The organism is Rathayibacter sp. VKM Ac-2803 (assembly GCF_009807175.1).
Lineage (GTDB): Bacteria > Actinomycetota > Actinomycetes > Actinomycetales > Microbacteriaceae > Rathayibacter.
On sequence record NZ_WUCD01000001.1, the window covers coordinates 2181342 to 2198032 of the forward strand.

Here is a 16691-nt window from a genome sequence, read left to right on the forward strand (position 1 = left end):
TCGCTGAAGGCGCGCTCGAGTGTCAGAACGGTGGCGGTGCGTCGACGAAGCGGGGTCGCGGGGGAGGATCCGGTGGGCCCGGGAGGACGACGGCGGGTCGAGTGGTGACCCGGCGGCCCGTCGGCGTGGTCCACTCCGCGGTGCCGTCGGGATGGAGGCGGTAGGTCCAGCGGTCGCCGTGGCGGACGTGATGGTGGGCCATGCAGAGGGAAGCCAGGTTGTCGAGGGCTGTCTCGCCCCCGTTCCGCCACTCGACCGTGGGGTCGGCCTCGCTGGTGGAGGCGGGCCGAGTGCAGCCGGGGAACCGGCAGGTCCGGTCCCGCAGCTGCAGGTGGAGGCGCATCCGCGGCGGTGGGACGCGGTGCGTCCGTCCCACGGAGGCCACGGTGCCGGTGTCCGGGTCGGTCAGGATCCGGGTGAAGGAGGCGCCGACGCCGACCAGCTCTCGGGCGATGCCTGCGGGAACGAGGCCGTACCCGTCGAGGTCGGCCGGGGCGTCATCGGCTCCGGAGGCGGTGCTCGCGGCGAGCGTGAGCCGCACCTCGGCCCGCACGCCCGGTACGAACGTCGGCGAGGCCGTCGGCCCGTCGGCGTTCGGGGTGGTGCCGGCGATGTCGCCGTCGCAGAGCAGGTCGGCGAGCGCGTCGGCGCGCAGCTGGGCGAGCGTGCGGTCATCGCCCGAGCTCTCGCCGTCGCGGAGCGACCGGGCGATCCGGTCGAGGCGGTTGTACGCGCCCATCGCTTCAGGCGCGGGCAGCAGTGCGCAGAGCGTCGCCATCCCGTCGATCTCCGGGCTTACCCACACCGCTCGATCCTGCCGGGCGCGGACGTGCCGCACGGCGAGAGGCTCGTCGTGAAGGGCGTCCCTCATCCGCGCCACCGCGCGGCGCAGCTGGGTCGGAGTCCTCGTGAGCGCCATCTCGACCGCACGCTCGTCCAGCGCGCCGCGGGATGCGGCCGGAAGAGAGGCCGCGGCGTCGCAGATCACCTCGACCGCCTCCCACAGCAGCCGGCCCTCGGCGAGCGCCGCCCGCGTGCGGGGCAGGTCCTCGAACAGCAGCTGCGCGAGCTCGAGGGTGCGCGTCACGGCGCGCTCCGTCATCCCCTGGCCGACCGCTAGCTCGGCGCGGATCGACCGCTCGAACAGCTCGTGCGACTCGTTGCGCGACAGGCAGCCGCCCCGGGCGAACGCCTCCGGGATCTCCGACGCCACACCGTAGGCGAGGTGCAGCGCCGCCGCCCGCGCGTACAGCATCTGCGCGGACGTGAACCCCGCACGTGCTGCGAGCTCGGTGAGCGACTCGATCGCACCGAGCCGCTCCGCCACCTCCGGCGAGCTCTTGTCTTCGTCATTCATACGAGTATTGAACCAGGGACCTCCGACACGGAACCGCCCTCACGGCCGGAACCGGACGACCCGCCCGCGATCAGCGCCTGTGGAGGAGCCTCGGGGCCCCGTGACTGATCGCCGGTGATGCCCGGGCGCCCGCACCCGGAACGAGGTCCCGACCGCCGACCGTCGCGGCCCTAGGCGGGGACGACGACAGTCGGCCCGGCGAGGTTCATCAGAACGTCGTGCGTCGTCCGTCCGACCGCCCCGTCGGCGCCCTGCCCGCTCGACGCGGCGAGGACCACGAGAGCACTCGTGGGGGAGGCGTCGGCGAGCGCTACGGCGGCCGGCAGCCGCACCGAGCGCAGGCGGACGCTCAGGCCCGGTGCCGTCGCGATCGCGAGATCCCGAGCGGCGGAGAGGAGGAGGTCCGAGCGATTCGCCGCGTCGACATCGAGGCCGGACACCGCCGCGCTCTCGTCCCCGTGCACGAGGATCAACTCCTCATCGAGCGCCTCGGCCTCCGCCGCGGCGAACCGGACCGCCCGGTCGCTCGAGGGCGCTGCGCCGACCCCGACCGTCACGCCGTGCCGCGCCCGGCCCGACGACTCCGGGATGATGGCGACCGGGCAGAGCGCACCGGCGACGAGGCGCAGGCTCTGCGACCCGAACACGCGCCCGCGGAGGAATCCGGTCTTGTGGCTGCCGACGACGACGATCGCGGCGCCGGCGGAGGCGGTGATCAGCTCCTCCATCGCGTCACCGTCGACCCCGAGCCCGCGCACCGCCGCGACGCCGGGGTGGGATCGGGCGGTCATCACCGCACGGTCGAGGAGGAAGGCGCCGCGGGACGCATCGCCACTCTTCGACACGTGCAGGAGCTCCATCCGCAGGCCGAGACGCGCGGCGCGCTCGATCGCCCAGTGCGTCGCCGCATCGCTCGGCCCAGACCCGTCGACCCCGACGAGAACCGTCTGTGACATCGCGTCACCTCCTGCCTCGAGCCTGGACGGAGCGCGCGGCTCTGCCCAGTGCCGAACGTCCCGCCCAGATGTCGGTCAGCCGTCGATGTGCCACTTCCATTAGTGGATCGCGCCTGATGCGAGGAGGGTGGGGAGGAGTCAGGTCAGCCGACCGAAGGCGGAGCGGAGCAGTCATGCCCCATCTCGACCCCTCGTCCCTCCCCGGACAGGACGGGATCCCGTGGGCCGACGGGACCTCCGGCCGACTCCGCGCCCTCCTCCGCGCCAACCGCGCTGTCGTCGAGGACATCGATCTCCCCGCGGTCCTGCGCCGCATCGTCGACGCCGCCGTCGAGCTCGTCGACGCCCGCTACGGAGCGATCGGCGTCATCGGGAGTGACGGATCCCTGGACGAGTTCATCCACGTCGGCATGGATCCCGAGCGGGTGGAGGCGATCGGGCATCTGCCCGAGGGCCACGGCCTCCTCGGCGCGGTCATCAGCGATCCGCACCCGATCCGGGTCGCCGATCTCGGCGCCGACGCCCGCGCTCACGGATTCCCGGCGGCGCACCCCCCGATGCGGTCCTTCCTCGGGGTGCCGATCCGCGTGCGTGACCAGGTGTTCGGCAACCTCTACCTCACCGACGCCCGCGCCGGCGCATTCACCTCGAACGACGAGCACCTCGTCATCGCGCTCGCCGCGACGGCCGGAGTCGCGATCGACAACGCCCGCCTCTTCGCCGAGACCCGGATGCGGCAGCGCTGGGCGCAGGCCGCCGCCGAGATGACCGCGGCGGTCCTCGCCTCGGACGGTGACGACGTCATCGGCCTGGTCGCCGCCCGCATCCTCGACCTCGCCGACGCCGATCTCGTCGGCGTCGTCTTCCCGACCGAGGATCCCGAGCAGCTGCGCGTCGGCGTCGCCCGCGGCGACGGGGCCGAGGCGTTCCAGGGCCGGCTGATCCCGGCACGCTCCTCCGTCTCGGGCAGCGTCTTCACGGGCGGACAGCCGCGCGTGCTCGACCACCTGTCGACGTTCACGAGCGGAGGGATGCCGACCTCCGGCGGTCCCGTGCTCGCCGTGCCCCTGATCGCCGCCTCCCGATCGCTCGGCGTGCTCGTCGTCACCCGGCGCACGGGCAGGCCGGTCTTCACGGCGGCCGACGTCGAGATGGTGTCCGACTTCGCCTCGTACATCAGCGTCGCGATGGAGCTCTCGTCGGCGCGTGCCGATCAGCAGCGGATGGCGCTCCTCGAGGACCGCGGTCGCATCGCGCGCGACCTGCACGACCACGTCATCCAAGAGCTCTTCGCCACCGGACTCGACCTGCACCAGGCCGCCGGAGCGCTGCCGCCGGGACGCGCGGCGTCGAGGATCGAGCGCGCCGTCGAGAGCCTCGACGAGAGCATCTCCCACATCCGCACCGTCATCTTCGCCCTGAACGCGAGCAGCGACGACACCTCGACGGTCCGGCACCGGATCCTCGACCTGGCCAACGAGCTCTCCTCCGTCCTCGTGCGCACCCCGAACATCAGCTTCGCGGGCGCGGTCGACCTGCTCGTCGTGGACGAGCTCGCGGACGACGTGGTCGCCGTCGCCCGCGAGGCGCTCACCAACATCGCGCGGCACGCCGAGGCCAACATCGTCACGCTGCACCTCACCGCCGCCGACGGCGTGATCGTCCTCGAGATCAGCGACGACGGTCGCGGGTTCACCGGCGGCACCGGTCGGCGCAGCGGCCTCGCCAACCTCCAGCAGCGAGCGGAGGCGCGCGGAGGCACCTTCACGATCACGAGCGTCCCCGGTGACACCCGCGTGCGCTGGAGTGTCCCCTTCCCCCCTCAGTCCGCATCGGAGACCCCGTGACCCGCGTCTTCCTCCTCGACGACCACGAGATCGTCCGCCGCGGTCTGGCGGAGCTCCTCGGCTCCGAGCCCGACCTCGAGATCGTCGGCCAGACCGGTACCGCCGCGTCGGGGCTCCGCGAGATCCTCACGCTGCGGCCCGATGTCGCCGTGCTCGACGTCCGGCTGCCCGACGGCAGCGGGATCGACGTGTGCCGCGACGTGCGCTCGCGCGACCCGCGCATCCGCTGCCTGATCCTCACCGCGTACGACGACGACAAGGCGCTCTACGCCGCCGTCATCGCCGGCGCCTCCGGCTACGTGCTGAAGGACATCCGCGGCAAGGGCCTCATCGATGCCGTCCGTTCCGCCGCCGCAGGCGACATCCTCCTCGAACCGGCGGTCGTCGCCGCCGTCACGGCACGCCTGCGCGGAGAGCACGCCGTCGACCCGCGCCTCGCGGGCCTCAGCGAGCGCGAGCGGCAGATCCTCGCGCTGATCGCCGACGGCCTGACCAACCGGCAGATCGGAGTCGAGCTCTCCCTCGCCGAGAAGACCATCAAGAACTACGTCTCGAGCGTCCTGAGCAAGCTCGGCCTCGAGCGGCGCACCCAGGCGGCGGTGCTGCAGACGGAGCTGCGCCCGCCCGCGTCCAGCTGATCCGAGCGTCCCCGCCGCGATCGATCCGCGACGGACAGTTCGTCCTGAGGCGGATGCACACGCCGTCCGCGACGGATCGGTCCCGTCCCTCGGGAGAGTGACGCCGCCGTCAGGGCGCGTCGCCGATCTGCGGCCGCACGAGGATCTTCACCGCGGTCTCCTTGTGCTCGATGAGGGTGTCGAAGCCTCCGTCGATCAGGCGGTCCAGCGGGATGCGGGCGGTGATGAAGGGCTCCAGGTCGACCTTGCCCGACTGGACGAGGGCGATCGTCGCCGGGTGGTCGTCGACGTAGGCGATCGTGCCGCGGAGGTCGATCTCCTTCAGCACCAGCTTCTGCATGTCGATGCTCGCCCGGGTGCCCCAGATCGAGACGTTGACGACCACTCCGGCGGGCTTGACGGCGTCGATGAGCTGGTCGAGGACGGCGTTGATGCTCGAGCACTCGAAGGCGACGTCCACGCCGTTCCCGTCGGTGAGCTCGTGGACGCGGGCCAGGAGGTCCTCGGTCATCGGGTCGATGACGACGTCGGCGACTCCGGTCTCGCGCGCCTTCTCCTGCCGGGCGGCGCCGGGCTCGGAGATGATCACCCGGACGCCCTCGGCGGTGAGCACCGCGGCGAGCAGGAGCCCGATGGGCCCCGCCCCTCCGATGAGCGCCGTGTCGCCGCGCTGGGCGCCACTGCGGGTGAAGGCGTGGTGCCCGACCGCGAGCGGCTCGATCAGGGCGGCCTGGTCGAGCGGAATGTCCCCGATCGGATGCACCCAGCGCCGGTCGACGACGACCTTCTCGCTGAGCCCACCCCCGCCTCCTGCGAGTCCGATGAAGCCCATGCTGGTGCAGAGCTTGTAGTGCCCGGCGAGACACGGAGCGCAGTGCCCGCAGACGAAGTAGGGCTCGACGACGACGTTCGCGCCGATCTCGAGGTCGGTGACCCCGTCGCCCAGGGCGGTGACGGTGCCGCTGAACTCGTGTCCCATCGTGACCGGCACCTGCTCGTGCGTCAGCGGGTGGGGGTGCCCGGCGGGCGGGATGAAGATCGGGCCCTCGAGGTACTCGTGCAGGTCGGTGCCGCAGATGCCGCACCAGGCGACGTCGATGGCGACCGCTCCGGGGCGCAGAGCGGGCTCGGCGATGTCGTCGATGCGGATGTCGTGCGGGCCGTGGAAGCGTGCGGCTCTCATGGGGTTCTCGATTCGGTTCGTGGGGGTGGAGGCGGGCTCAGTAGGAGGTGACGACGAGGTCGTTCTGGAGGTGGGTGATGCTGGGGGAGGACCAGGCCGCGCGCTCGGCGGCGCGGCGCTCGGGCCAGCTGCTCACGGTCCCGCTGAGGGTGAGGCGGGTGCCGTCGAGACGGGCTTCGATCCGCCCGGCGTCGACCGTCGCGTCGCGCACGAGAGCCTCGCTGAAGCGCTGCAGGGCGTCGGTCGCGGACGGCCGTGCGCGCAGCGTGATCACCGAGGTGACGTCCTCGACGCCGTTCACCCGGGCGACGGCCTTGCGTGCGCTCTCGCGTTCGTAGTCCCAGTGCACCTCACCCATCAGGACCACGGAGCGGCCGTGGATCTCGGCCTTCACCGTCTCGGGGACGAACACCTCACTCGTCAGAGCGCCCTGGACGCTCTCGGTGAAGTCGGTCTCGTTGATCGTGAGGGACCGCTCGGAGCGCACCGCCAGCTCGTCCACCAGGGTGCGGACGCCGTGCACGCGCAACGCGGCGCGGCAGGCGGAGAGCCGTTCGACGTAGGTCCTGACCTCGCCGGAGAGAGTCACGGCTCCGTGCTCCACGGCGACGCCGATCTGCGCGGCGTGGACACCGGAGGTCCAGTTCAGCTCATCCTGGACGGCGATCTGGATCATCTGGTCGGTGCGTGCGGGGGCTTCGGAAGTCATGGCGGTCGGGTTCTTCTCCGCCCGCGATCGGGCATCGCGGAGACGGCTCACGATCGTGCGGATGCGCTCGTGCCGCCGCTCCTGCCTCCGACGCTAGGCATCCCGCCGGAGCGGTCCCAGGGCCGAAGGTCCCGGGACGTTCGCCTCTACCTCCGGCACCACCGCCCGCGCAGACTCGGTCGCGGAGCTCCATCGCCGCACCGCGCGGCACCGGGGCGGAATCGAGCGTCATGAACGCGCCCATCGTCGTCGGGCTCTCCGACTCCTCCCACAGCCGCGCCGCCCTCGACTGGGCGCTGCACCGCGCGAAGCTCTCCGGCACCCCCGTCCTCGCCGTGTTCGTGTCCGACACGGACGCCGCCGCCGGCCACCCCGGCGCGGCCACGATCCAGGCCGCGCACGGCGAGGTCGTCCTCGCCCGCGACGCGTTCGGCTCCGCGTCGAAGGCGCCCGACATCGCCGTCACCACCGCCCTCCGACGCGGCCGCCCGGTCGACGTGCTGACCGAGGACGCCCGCGGTGCCCGGATGATCGTCGTCGGCACCCACGACCACCGCGACGGATCCGAGACGAGCACCCGGCACTCGCCCGCCGTGGATCTCGCCGCCCGCTCCACTGCCCCTGTCGCAGTCGTCCCGCTCCCCGAGTCCGGTCATCACGGCGGCGTCCTCGTCGGCATCGACGGGTCGCCGGCCGCGCACGCCGCTGTCCTCTTCGCCGCCCGCGACGCAGCGGAGCTCGACGAGCCGCTCACTGTGGTGAACGTCTGGACACCGCTGCAGGCGTGGGTCCCCGGCTTCGTGCCGGACCAGGGCTTCTACGACCTGCTCCGCACCGCCAGCCTCGACATGCTCGCTCTCGAAGTCGCGGCCGCTCGTGAGCGGTTCCCCGAGCTCACGGTGCGCAGCAGCTCCGAGACCGGCGACCCCGCGGCCGTCCTCACCCGCCTCGGGAAGGACGCCCTCGAGATCGTCGTCGGCGCCACCTCGCGCCACGGCCTCCGGCGCCTGCTGCTCGGCTCCGTCGCCCACGACATTCTCCGCGGCGCCTCCCGTCCCGTGATCGTCGTCCCCGACCCCGCCGTCTCGTCAGCGGTCTGAACTCGTCGAGAGGATCCAGGATGACCTCGACCACGGATCCGACTCCCGGCGCGCATCGCGACGAACCTCACGGCGGCGCGATCCAGGCGCGGCTGAACCGGCTGCGCGCCGGCGTTCTCGGCGCGAACGACGGCATCGTGTCTGTCGCATCGCTCGTCGTCGGAGTCGCCGGAGCGACCACGCAGACCCCTGTTCTTCTAACGGCCGGAGTCGCCGGACTCGTCGGTGGCGCGATCTCCATGGGCCTCGGAGAGTACGTCTCCGTGAGCAGCCAGAGCGACAGCCAGCGCGCCCTGATCGCGATGGAGCGCCGCGAGCTCGCGGAGGATCCTGTCGCAGAACTGGAGGAACTCGCCGGGCTCTACGAAGCCGAGGGCCTCAGCGCGACGACGGCACGACAGGTCGCGTCGGAGCTGACCGAGCACGATGGTCTCGCTGCGCATCTCGAGACCGAGCTCGGGCTCTCCGAGGAGACCGTCGCCAGCCCGCTCCAAGCAGCCGGCGCGTCAGCACTCGCCTTCACGATCGGCGCACTGCTCCCGCTCCTGGCGATCCTGCTGCCGCCTGCCGAGTGGCGCGTCCCCGTCACCTTCGCCGTCGTGCTTGTCGCCCTCGCGCTCACGGGGTACGTCAGCGCCCGCATCGGCAGCAGCCCGCCGCTGCGTCCCACGGTGCGGGTGGTTGTCGGCGGCGCGCTCGCTCTCGCGGCGACCTTCGCCATCGGATCGCTGCTGGGGACCTCCGGCGTCGTGTGACCGACGCACGCGCGGCGCGTTCGCAGGGAACTTCTTCCCCTGCTTCCGATCGACCGGGTCCTGACCCGGTGAGAGGTCGAGACGTCGCGCGCGCGCACGACGACGACGACATCGGGTTCGGCATCGAGCTGATCCGACGCGCCGAAGAGGTGCTGCGGTCCCGCAGCGGTCGTCAGGGTGGGCGCGGCTAGCGGAGGGGTGTCGTCGGTGCCGGTGCGGTCGCGAGCCCGGCGGTGCGGTTCTCGGGTTCCGGGCTGATACGGAGCCCGTTGACGGTGTAGGAATCCTGCACGAGCTGATGGATCCAAGCGGGGTTGATACTGGGCGACCGGTTGCCCGCGAAGGCGAACTCCAGGGGAATCGCGGGGTGCAGCCAGATGGAGCATCGTCCGCTTCCCACCTCGATCCCGTTCTTCCACGAGAGGTAGAAGGACTCGCCCTTGCTGAGCTTGGTGCCGATCACCAGCTGAAGGTGCGCGAGCAGACGGTCGTTGAACTCGGCACCTGTGCCGGAGTTGTAGTGCAGCTTGCCCATGGGGCGTCCCGCCGATGCCTGCACCCGAGAAGGGTGCTGTTCGCCATGCGAAGGGTTCGGATGGGGCTCTGAGACTAGCCTCTGCTCCGACGACGTCGTGCCGTCTCGGGCATCGTGAAGGTCCGACGGGCAGCAGGGGGAGAGCGCAGCGACCACACGCTGATTCCCTGGTCCGGATGGAGTTCGCTGCTGAATCCCCATGAGGTGAGGCGTGCGCGTACCGTGGCTGCCGCCGGCCGCTTCGCGGAGGTGCACGAACCTTCTCGTTCAAGATCGACTGTCACCGCTGGCCGAGAGGGCCTCCTCCTATCGAGTCGAGCCGTCATGTCCCCCCAGGATCAGAGTCAGCAGGACGTCATCCGAGTGCTTCGCGATCTGATCGCCGCTCTCTCGCCACCGGGTGACGTCCATCCCGGCCATGCTGCGCACGTCGTCGCGGAGGCTGCGGAGCTTCTCCGCTCGGCGGAGGCAGCGGTCGCTGACGCCAGGCGCCGACGCCTGCCCACGTGGATGCTCCCGCGAGCGGACGGGTTCGACCTGCTCCGTCCGCGGCTCTTCCCCCCGGCAGTCCTCTGAGTGCTGGGAACGGCGCGCAGAGGGCAGCGTCACCTCCGTCGTACGACTCGTTCGCTCGCGGGTCGGAAGATCCCCTCTCGGAGCACTCGACGAGGGGCGCCCGTCACGGACGACTGCTCAGCCCGGGTGGTATCCCGTTCGGCTGGCAGGTCGTGCAGGAGCGCGACGTAGGGTCGACGGATCGCATTCCGGTCCCCGGTGCCCTGAACGACGTTCGTGGGGCCCTGACCGAAGGACGACTTGATGATGACCCTGTCTTACACCGGCGGCTCGCTCCAGCTCGAGGACGCGACCGCTTCCGCCGTGGTGCGGTACTCGATGACTCTGGCGCAGCACCACGAGATGGGAACCGTCACGCTCGATGACGCGGCGACCCCTGCGCCCAGGTCTCAGGTGATCCTCGTCGTGGGCTCTGGGGTCCCGCTGTCGGTCCGGACCGCCCGACGCACCGCCGACAGCTCCGAGCACGGCGAGACCGGGCAGGACCTCGATCACCGGACAGACGCCCGGAACTCACCCCCGAACGTGCTCGCCGCCACGGCGGAGGAGTCGAGGCTGGACGCGGAGAACGCGCGCGTCTTCGACAGCGGGTTCGACCTCTTCTGACGACGACCATCGCTCGCCCCGCAGGCCGACGGAGCCACACCCGGAGAACGCGCTGCCGACGTCCTCCGCAACTCGACGGGAAGCCGGCGGTCCGTCATCGGCTTCATCGCAGTCGCACTCGTCTGCGCGGGCATCGATTCGTTCGGCAGCGGAGGGGACGCTTCCGCACGGAGGCGGGTAGTCGGGACCTTCGGCACTCGATTCGGATCACCAGGTCGGGCAGCGTAGCTGTCGCGGCGGTCGAGATACGAGCGACGTCGGACGGTCAGGAGACCTCATGATCACCAGCATCAGCACCGCCCACACTGCTCCTCGGCTCCGTCGCCCCCGACACCCTCCGCGGCGCCTCCGCCCCGTGATCGTCGTCCCCGTCCCCGCCGCCGCCTGATGGCCCCCACCCGATCACGTCAGAAGGACCTCATGCCCACCGCTGGCAACACGACCCTCCGCGAGATCACCACCGAGGAGTGCTGGCGGCTGGCGCGCACCACCGACATCGGCCGCCTCGCCGTCATCGATCACCGCCCCTCCACGCGTGGCCCGAGCGCCGCGATCGTGCCCGTCAACTTCCTCGTGCACGACGGAGCGCTCTTCTTCCGCAGCGGGTCGGGCAGCAAGATGATCGATCTCACCCAGCACCCGAGGGTCGCGTTCGAGTTCGACGGGCACCGGGGCCGCCGTCACTGGAGCGTCATCGTCCACGGCGACGCCCACCGTCTGCACTCCGACATCGACATCGAGAACGCCGGCATCCAGCAGCTCGAGGCGTTCCACGACGACGACAAGAACAACTTCGTCCGCATCGACGTCGAGTCCATCACCGGCCGGTCGTTCTACCGCTGGCCCGTGTACCGGCTACGCCGGGCCCTGCGCACCATGCGCGCCCGCCGCCCGAGCCCGACCAGCCTGCGCACCGCGGAGTAGCGACACGAGTCGTTCGCAACCGAGGGTGAGACGACCGATCCCCGCCGTGAGGCAGGGATCCTCGCTCTCACCCTCGGTTCTGCACGCCGAACGGCCGGCTCCCGTCAGGCGGGGCCGACCGCTCGCCGCGCCAGCAGCCCGCGCTCGACAGCCTTCCCCGCCTCGGTCAAGAGGAGGATCGCCGCGGCGATCACCGCGGTGTACGCCCACTCGCGCACGCCCAGCGGCGCCGAATGGAACCACGGGTGCATGAACGGCGCGTACACGAACACCAGCTGCAGCAGCAGGAGGGTCGCACCCGAGATCCAGACCGCCCGGTTGCCGCGCAGCACCGCGAGCCGGAGGCTCGACGCCCGCAGGAACCGGCAGCTGAACAGGAACGCGAGCTGGCCGAGGGTGAGCATCGTGACGGCCGTGGTCTGCGCCTGGGCGCTGCTCGCCCCGGCGCCGATCTCGAAGAAGAAGACGCCGATGGTCGCCGCGGTGATCAGCGCGGTCACCCAGACGATCCGTCCGACGTAGCTGCGGTCGAGGATCCCGCGACCGGGTCGCGTGGGCGGCCGCCGCATGATCCCGGGCTCGGCCGGCTCGGTCGCGAGGGCCAGCGACAGGGTGATCGCGGTGATCAGGTTGACCCAGAGGATCTGCGTCGCCTGGAGCGGCAGGGTGAACCCGATCAGGACCGCGAGCAGCAGGACGAGCGCCTGCGCGGAGGTCGTCGGCAGCAGGAAGAGGATCGACTTCTGCAGGTTGTCGCGGATGCGGCGCCCCTCCTTCACCGCGTGCCCGATGGTCGCGAAGTCGTCGTCCGCGAGGACGATGTCGGCCGCCTCCTTCGTCGTCTCGGTCCCCTTGATCCCCATCGCGACGCCGATGTCGGCCCGGCGGAGGGCGGGTGCGTCGTTGACCCCGTCGCCGGTCATCGCCACGACCTCGCCGCGCGACTGCAGCGCGGCGACGATGCGCAGCTTGTGCTCGGGGCTCGTGCGGGCGTACACGTCGACGATCGGTGCCGCCTCGGCGAGCTGCTCGTCGGTCATCGCCTCGACGGCGTCCCCGGTGAGCACGGCGGAGTCGGCCTCGGCGATCCCCATCTCGCGCGCGATGGCGAGCGCGGTGCCGGCGTGGTCGCCGGTGATCATCTTCACGCGGATGCCCGCGGCGTGCATGCGTGCGATCGCTGCGACGGCCTCGGGGCGCGGCGGGTCGAGGATCCCGGCGACCCCGAGGAACACCAGGCCGGAGTCGAACTCCGACTCGCCGAGCGTGGTCGGCTCGGCGGTCGCGTGCGAGCGGGCGGCGGCGAGGACGCGCAGGCCCCGGGCGCCGAGCTCGTCGACGATCCGCGCCCAGCGGGCCCGGTCGAGCGGTGCGGTGCCGCCGTCGGCCCGCAGCTCGTGACTGCAGTGCTCGAGGACGACTCCGGGAGCGCCCTTGAGGAGGATGCGGGTCGTCCCCTCCGCGACCCGTGTCCGGGTGGCCATGTACTTCGTCTCGGCCGCGAACGGGACGACGGCGAGGCGCTCGGCGCCGTCGTCGTCGAATCCGCCCTTGCGAGCGAGGGTGCGCAGCGCCCCCTCGGTCGGGTCGCCGACGATCTGCCAGCCGCCCTCGCCGTCGACGAGGTGCGCGTCGTTGCAGAGGGCGAACGCCTCGATCAGGGCGTCCAGCTCGCTCTCGCCCGCGGGCGTGATCGCGCCCTCGGGCGCGTAGCCCGTGCCGGCGACGTGGTGGCTGCCGGAGCCGGTGACGACCGTGCGTACCGTCATCTCGTTGCGGGTCAGGGTGCCGGTCTTGTCGGTGCAGATCGTGGTCACGGAGCCGAGGGTCTCCACGGCCGTCAGCTTGCGGACTATCGCGTGGTGCGAGGCCATCTGCCGCACGCCCAGCGCGAGGGTGATCGTGATGAGCGCGGGGAGCCCCTCGGGGATCGCGGCGACGGCGAAGCCGATGGTCGCCGGGACAAGCTCGGCGAGTTCGCGGTCGTGCAGGAGCCGGCCGACGAGCAGCATCACGCCGGCGACGGCGATGATCAGCAGCGAGATCCGCCTGCTGAAGGAGTCGAGCTGGCGGGTCAGGGGGGTGGTGGTGCTCTTCGTGCCGGTGACGAGGGCGTGGATGCGCCCGATCTCGGTGTCCAGACCTGTGGCGGTGATGACGGCGGTGCCGTCGCCCGCCGTGACGTGGGTGCCCGAGAAGACCATGTCGGTGCGGTCGCCGATCCCGCTGGCCGCTGGGACGGGCGCGGTGCTCTTCTCGGTCGGCAGCGATTCCCCGGTGAGGGCGGACTCGTCGACGCGGAGGGTGCTCGCACCCAGCAGTCGGGCGTCGGCGGGGATCCTGTCGCCCGGTTCGACCCGGACGACATCACCGGTGACGAGGTCGGCCGCGTCGATGTTGACCCACGCACCCTGGCGTTTCGCCTTCGCCGAGAGCGAGAGCATCGCCCGGATCCCGTCGAGCGCCCGTTGCGTGCGCCCGTCCTGAACGACTCCGACGATCGCGTTGATCACCGTCACCGAGAGGATCACGATCGCGTCGATCCCGTCGCCGACGACGAAGGTGACGATCGCCGAGGCGAGCAGGACGTAGATCAGGATGTCGTGGAACTGCCGCAGGAACGTCAGGACCGCGTTCGGGCGGCGCTGGGCGGGCAGCGCGTTCGGGCCGTGCTCGGTCAGCCGCTGCGCGGCGTCGGTCGCACTCAGGCCGCCCTCGCTCGCACCCAGCTCGGTCAGCACCTCCTCGGCGGTCCGGGCGTGGGCCGCGGTCTCCCAGGCAGGGGGTGCGAGCGAGAGCGAGGCCATCAGACGAGCCAGGGGAGGCGCTGGACGAGGGGCAGCTTCTTCCAGCGGTCCCCGAGGCCCCAGGTGTCGCCGGCCGAGAGCACAGCGACCGCGATCAGGGCCAGCGCGTAGACGATGTGGTAGTCGACCAGCGGATTCGTCGACGCGGCGTTCGCGCCGAACGGCCACTCCGCGAGGTACATCAGCATCATCATGTAGCTTCCGACCACGGCGCTGACGCGCAGGCCGATGCCGAGCATCACCGCGACTCCGACGCCGAGCATGCCCAGCTGGAAGAGCACGTCGGTCGCGGGGCTCGCGATCGCCGTGAAGAACGGCTTCAGCGGCCCGACGACGCCGTCGCCGAGGAGGAAGCCCTGACTCGGCGTGCCGCCGGCGACCCACGCGCGCTCGGCGGGCGTCGAGAAGCCGAGGCCGAACGTCTTGTCGAGGAAAGCCCAGAGGAAGATGAAGCCGGTCGCCAGGCGGAGCACGGCGAGGACGCGTCGCCCGAGGCTGCTGGAGACCGGGGTGCCGGTGGCGAGTGGTTCTGAGCCGCGCAGAGTGCTCGGGCGCTGATCGAGGTCGGTGGGTGCGGTCATCGGAGAGCCTCTCGGTTCGAGACCACGGAGTGCGGCCTCAGGGCCAGACTCCGGCACCCCTCCTCGACCGGACAGAGGCGAAGGTCCCTCCTCGGGTCGCTCCGCCCGCGGCGCCCCGGCTCAGTGCGCTCCGGGGCTCAGATCCCCGCCGCCGCGCTGCGTCAGTCCGGGGATCCGCTTCGCGAGACCCGGGATGCTCGCCTCCGGGATCTCGATCCGCGTGTCGCGCAGCCGCTGCCGCAGCAGCGCCTCGACGTCCTCCTCCGGACGCAGCTGCGAGTCGCCGGCGACCTGCAGCAGCACGCCGCGCAGCTTCTCGTCGAGCACCGCGTCGTCGCTGCCGTGCTGGATCGGGTGGTCCTGGGATGCGTTCGTCATGACTCCATGCTGACACCCGCGCCGCACGCCCGAGAGACCTTGCGGGCAGGATGGAGCCATGCCGTTCACCCGCGCCGAGCTCGCCTCGTACCGCGACCGCACCGTCGAGGACCTCCTGGGCGACGACGTCCGCCTCCTCTTCGTGGGCATCAACCCCGGCCTGTGGACGGCGGCGACCGGCGCGCACTTCGCGCACCCGGGCAACCGCTTCTACCCGGCCCTCCTCGCCGCGGGCATCCTCGAGCACCCGATGCGGGTCTCCGAGGGGATGAGCGACGACGACCGCCGCACCCTGGTCGACCGCGGCGTCGGCATCACCAACCTGGCCGCTCGGGCGACCGCGCGAGCCGACGAGCTGACGCCGGAGGAGTTGCGGGCGGGTGCCGACCGCCTGGTCCGCACCGTCGAGCGCGTCCACCCCCGCGCCGTCGCGATGGTCGGCATCACCGCCTACCGCGCCGCCTTCGGCCGGGCCAAGGCCAGGCAGGGGCGCCAGGAGGAGCCGATCGCCGGCGTCCCGCTCTGGGTGCTCCCCAACCCCAGCGGACTCAACGCCCACGACACCGTGGAGTCGCTCGGTCGGGCCTACCGCGAGCCGGCCGTCGCCGCCGGACTCGTGCCCCAGGAATAGTCCGCGCAGGCGAGAGGTTGCAGAATTCCATGAGTACGCATGAAGTCAAGTTCGGTGTCGACACCTTCGGAGATGTGACGGCGGGGCCCGACGGCACTCCGCTCTCCCACGGCCAGGTCCTGCGCGACGTGGTCGAGGAGGGGGTCTTCGCCGACCAGGTCGGCCTCGACTTCTTCGGCGTCGGCGAGCACCACCGCGCCGACTTCGCCGTGAGCGCCCCCGACGTCGTGCTGGCCGCCATCGCCGCGCGCACCGAGCGCATCCATGTCGGCTCTGCCGTGACCGTCCTCTCCTCCGACGACCCGGTGCGCGTCTACCAGCGCTTCGCCACTCTCGACGGCATCTCGGGCGGTCGCGCCGAGGTCATCCTCGGCCGCGGCTCCTTCACGGAGTCGTTCCCCCTCTTCGGCTACGACCTCACGCAGTACGAGCTGCTGTTCGAGGAGAAGCTCGAGCTCTTCCACGCCCTCGTCCAGGGCGGTCCGGTGACATGGCAGGGCAAGACCCGCCCGGCCCTGAACCAGCAGAGCGTCTTCCCCACGGTCGAGAACGGCCCGCTGCGCACCTGGATCGGCGTCGGAGGCAGCCCCGAGTCCGTCGTCCGCGCCGCCCGCTTCGGCTTCCCCCTGGTCCTGGCGATCCTCGGGGGCTCGCCCTCGCGCTTCCGCCCCTACGTCGATCTCTTCGGCCGCGCCCTCGACCAGCTCGAGCAGCCCCGCCTGCCCGTCGCCGTGCACGTGCCGGGCTTCATCGCCGACACCGACGAGGAGGCTCGCGATCTCTTCTTCCCGCACCACAAGGCGATGATGGACGCGATCGGCCGCGAGCGCGGCTGGTCGCCGATGACGCGGGACCGCTTCGAGGAGGAGGTGGCGCCCGACGGCGCGCTGCACCTCGGCTCTCCCGAGACGGTCGCGCAGAAGATCGCGAAGACCGTCGACGCTCTCGGCCTCGAGCGCATCGACCTGAAGTACAGCGCCGGAACCCTGCCGCACTCCGCGATCATGCACAACCTCGAGCTGTACGGCACGCAGGTCGTCCCGCGCGTGCGGGAGCTGCTCGCCGCTCGCTGAGCCGCTCGGGAGTCGCGGCCTGCGGGTCGCGGCTC

General features: G+C 71.6%; 16 protein-coding genes. 8 read left to right on the top strand and 8 right to left on the bottom strand.

Annotation, left to right across the window (positions count from 1 at the left end; genetic code table 11):
* Positions 1–22: 22 nt before the first annotated feature.
* The gene (locus tag GRS96_RS10155; protein ID WP_159857085.1) at positions 23–1357 is read right to left on the bottom strand and encodes an HNH endonuclease signature motif containing protein; all 1335 of its coding nucleotides are present in this window, start codon (positions 1355–1357) and stop codon (positions 23–25) included.
* Positions 1358–1527: 170 nt separating this feature from the next.
* Positions 1528–2313, bottom strand: a complete 786-nt coding sequence (locus GRS96_RS10160; protein WP_159988415.1) for a universal stress protein — start codon at positions 2311–2313, stop codon at positions 1528–1530.
* A 173-nt stretch (positions 2314–2486) separates the two neighbouring features.
* Here GRS96_RS10160 and GRS96_RS10165 point away from each other — a divergent pair, with 173 nt between their 5' ends.
* Entirely contained in the window at positions 2487–4160 is a 1674-nt protein-coding gene (locus GRS96_RS10165; protein ID WP_159988416.1) for a sensor histidine kinase, read from the top strand.
* Positions 4157–4798, top strand: coding sequence for a response regulator (locus GRS96_RS10170; protein ID WP_159988417.1), 642 nt, complete (start codon positions 4157–4159; stop codon positions 4796–4798). Before GRS96_RS10165 ends, GRS96_RS10170 begins: the two co-directional genes overlap by 4 nt.
* 109 nt (positions 4799–4907) lie before the next feature.
* Here the strand turns inward: GRS96_RS10170 and GRS96_RS10175 are convergent, their stop codons facing one another.
* Positions 4908–5981 carry a 2,3-butanediol dehydrogenase gene (locus tag GRS96_RS10175; RefSeq protein ID WP_159988418.1) on the bottom strand — a complete coding sequence of 358 codons (1074 nt, stop codon included), beginning with the start codon at positions 5979–5981 and terminating at the stop codon, positions 4908–4910.
* 37 nt (positions 5982–6018) lie between these two features.
* On the bottom strand, positions 6019–6690 hold the full coding sequence (locus GRS96_RS10180) for a BON domain-containing protein (RefSeq protein WP_159988419.1): 672 nt from the start codon (positions 6688–6690) through the stop codon (positions 6019–6021).
* Positions 6691–6920: 230 nt separating this feature from the next.
* Here GRS96_RS10180 and GRS96_RS10185 point away from each other — a divergent pair, with 230 nt between their 5' ends.
* Together GRS96_RS10185 and GRS96_RS10190 are read left to right on the top strand one after the other, a co-directional pair.
* Positions 6921–7790, top strand: coding sequence for a universal stress protein (locus tag GRS96_RS10185; RefSeq protein WP_159988420.1), 870 nt, complete (start codon positions 6921–6923; stop codon positions 7788–7790).
* 20 nt (positions 7791–7810) lie between these two features.
* The gene (locus tag GRS96_RS10190; RefSeq protein ID WP_159988421.1) at positions 7811–8545 is read left to right on the top strand and encodes a VIT1/CCC1 transporter family protein; all 735 of its coding nucleotides are present in this window, start codon (positions 7811–7813) and stop codon (positions 8543–8545) included.
* Between the two features lie 187 nt (positions 8546–8732).
* On the opposite strand, the gene GRS96_RS10195 is transcribed toward GRS96_RS10190, so the two are convergent.
* A complete protein-coding gene (locus GRS96_RS10195) occupies positions 8733–9104 on the bottom strand; it encodes a DUF7882 family protein (protein ID WP_236553610.1) in 372 nt (123 codons plus the stop codon).
* Between the two features lie 795 nt (positions 9105–9899).
* On the opposite strand from GRS96_RS10195, the gene GRS96_RS10200 reads away from it, so the two are divergent.
* Together GRS96_RS10200 and GRS96_RS10205 are read left to right on the top strand one after the other, a co-directional pair.
* Positions 9900–10262, top strand: coding sequence for a hypothetical protein (locus GRS96_RS10200; protein ID WP_159857098.1), 363 nt, complete (start codon positions 9900–9902; stop codon positions 10260–10262).
* A gap of 420 nt (positions 10263–10682) precedes the next feature.
* The gene (locus GRS96_RS10205) at positions 10683–11186 is read left to right on the top strand and encodes a pyridoxamine 5'-phosphate oxidase family protein (RefSeq protein WP_159857100.1); all 504 of its coding nucleotides are present in this window, start codon (positions 10683–10685) and stop codon (positions 11184–11186) included.
* Between the two features lie 104 nt (positions 11187–11290).
* Here the strand turns inward: GRS96_RS10205 and GRS96_RS10210 are convergent, their stop codons facing one another.
* From GRS96_RS10210 to GRS96_RS10220, 3 genes are all read right to left on the bottom strand, one after another.
* A complete protein-coding gene (locus GRS96_RS10210) occupies positions 11291–13993 on the bottom strand; it encodes a cation-translocating P-type ATPase (RefSeq protein WP_159857102.1) in 2703 nt (900 codons plus the stop codon).
* Complete coding sequence (locus tag GRS96_RS10215; protein ID WP_235022019.1) at positions 13993–14574, bottom strand: DoxX family protein; 582 nt, start codon at positions 14572–14574, stop codon at positions 13993–13995. The genes GRS96_RS10210 and GRS96_RS10215 overlap by 1 nt, the downstream gene beginning before the upstream one ends.
* A 120-nt stretch (positions 14575–14694) precedes the next feature.
* Complete coding sequence (locus GRS96_RS10220; RefSeq protein ID WP_159857104.1) at positions 14695–14952, bottom strand: hypothetical protein; 258 nt, start codon at positions 14950–14952, stop codon at positions 14695–14697.
* Positions 14953–15010: 58 nt separating this feature from the next.
* Between GRS96_RS10220 and GRS96_RS10225 the strand changes: the two genes are divergently transcribed.
* On the top strand, positions 15011–15583 hold the full coding sequence (locus GRS96_RS10225) for a mismatch-specific DNA-glycosylase (RefSeq protein WP_159988422.1): 573 nt from the start codon (positions 15011–15013) through the stop codon (positions 15581–15583).
* A 29-nt stretch (positions 15584–15612) separates the two neighbouring features.
* Entirely contained in the window at positions 15613–16656 is a 1044-nt protein-coding gene (locus GRS96_RS10230; RefSeq protein ID WP_159857108.1) for an LLM class flavin-dependent oxidoreductase, read from the top strand.
* Positions 16657–16691 lie beyond the last annotated feature (35 nt).

Coding starts and splice junctions, on each gene's coding strand:
- GRS96_RS10155 (WP_159857085.1), bottom strand. CDS start 1,357: ATGAATGACGAAGACAAGAGCTCGCCGGAGGTGGCGGAGCGGCTCGGT.
- GRS96_RS10160 (WP_159988415.1), bottom strand. CDS start 2,313: ATGTCACAGACGGTTCTCGTCGGGGTCGACGGGTCTGGGCCGAGCGAT.
- GRS96_RS10165 (WP_159988416.1), top strand. CDS start 2,487: ATGCCCCATCTCGACCCCTCGTCCCTCCCCGGACAGGACGGGATCCCG.
- GRS96_RS10175 (WP_159988418.1), bottom strand. CDS start 5,981: ATGAGAGCCGCACGCTTCCACGGCCCGCACGACATCCGCATCGACGAC.
- GRS96_RS10180 (WP_159988419.1), bottom strand. CDS start 6,690: ATGACTTCCGAAGCCCCCGCACGCACCGACCAGATGATCCAGATCGCC.
- GRS96_RS10185 (WP_159988420.1), top strand. CDS start 6,921: ATGAACGCGCCCATCGTCGTCGGGCTCTCCGACTCCTCCCACAGCCGC.
- GRS96_RS10190 (WP_159988421.1), top strand. CDS start 7,811: ATGACCTCGACCACGGATCCGACTCCCGGCGCGCATCGCGACGAACCT.
- GRS96_RS10200 (WP_159857098.1), top strand. CDS start 9,900: ATGATGACCCTGTCTTACACCGGCGGCTCGCTCCAGCTCGAGGACGCG.
- GRS96_RS10205 (WP_159857100.1), top strand. CDS start 10,683: ATGCCCACCGCTGGCAACACGACCCTCCGCGAGATCACCACCGAGGAG.
- GRS96_RS10210 (WP_159857102.1), bottom strand. CDS start 13,993: ATGGCCTCGCTCTCGCTCGCACCCCCTGCCTGGGAGACCGCGGCCCAC.
- GRS96_RS10215 (WP_235022019.1), bottom strand. CDS start 14,574: ATGACCGCACCCACCGACCTCGATCAGCGCCCGAGCACTCTGCGCGGC.
- GRS96_RS10220 (WP_159857104.1), bottom strand. CDS start 14,952: ATGACGAACGCATCCCAGGACCACCCGATCCAGCACGGCAGCGACGAC.
- GRS96_RS10225 (WP_159988422.1), top strand. CDS start 15,011: ATGCCGTTCACCCGCGCCGAGCTCGCCTCGTACCGCGACCGCACCGTC.
- GRS96_RS10230 (WP_159857108.1), top strand. CDS start 15,613: ATGAGTACGCATGAAGTCAAGTTCGGTGTCGACACCTTCGGAGATGTG.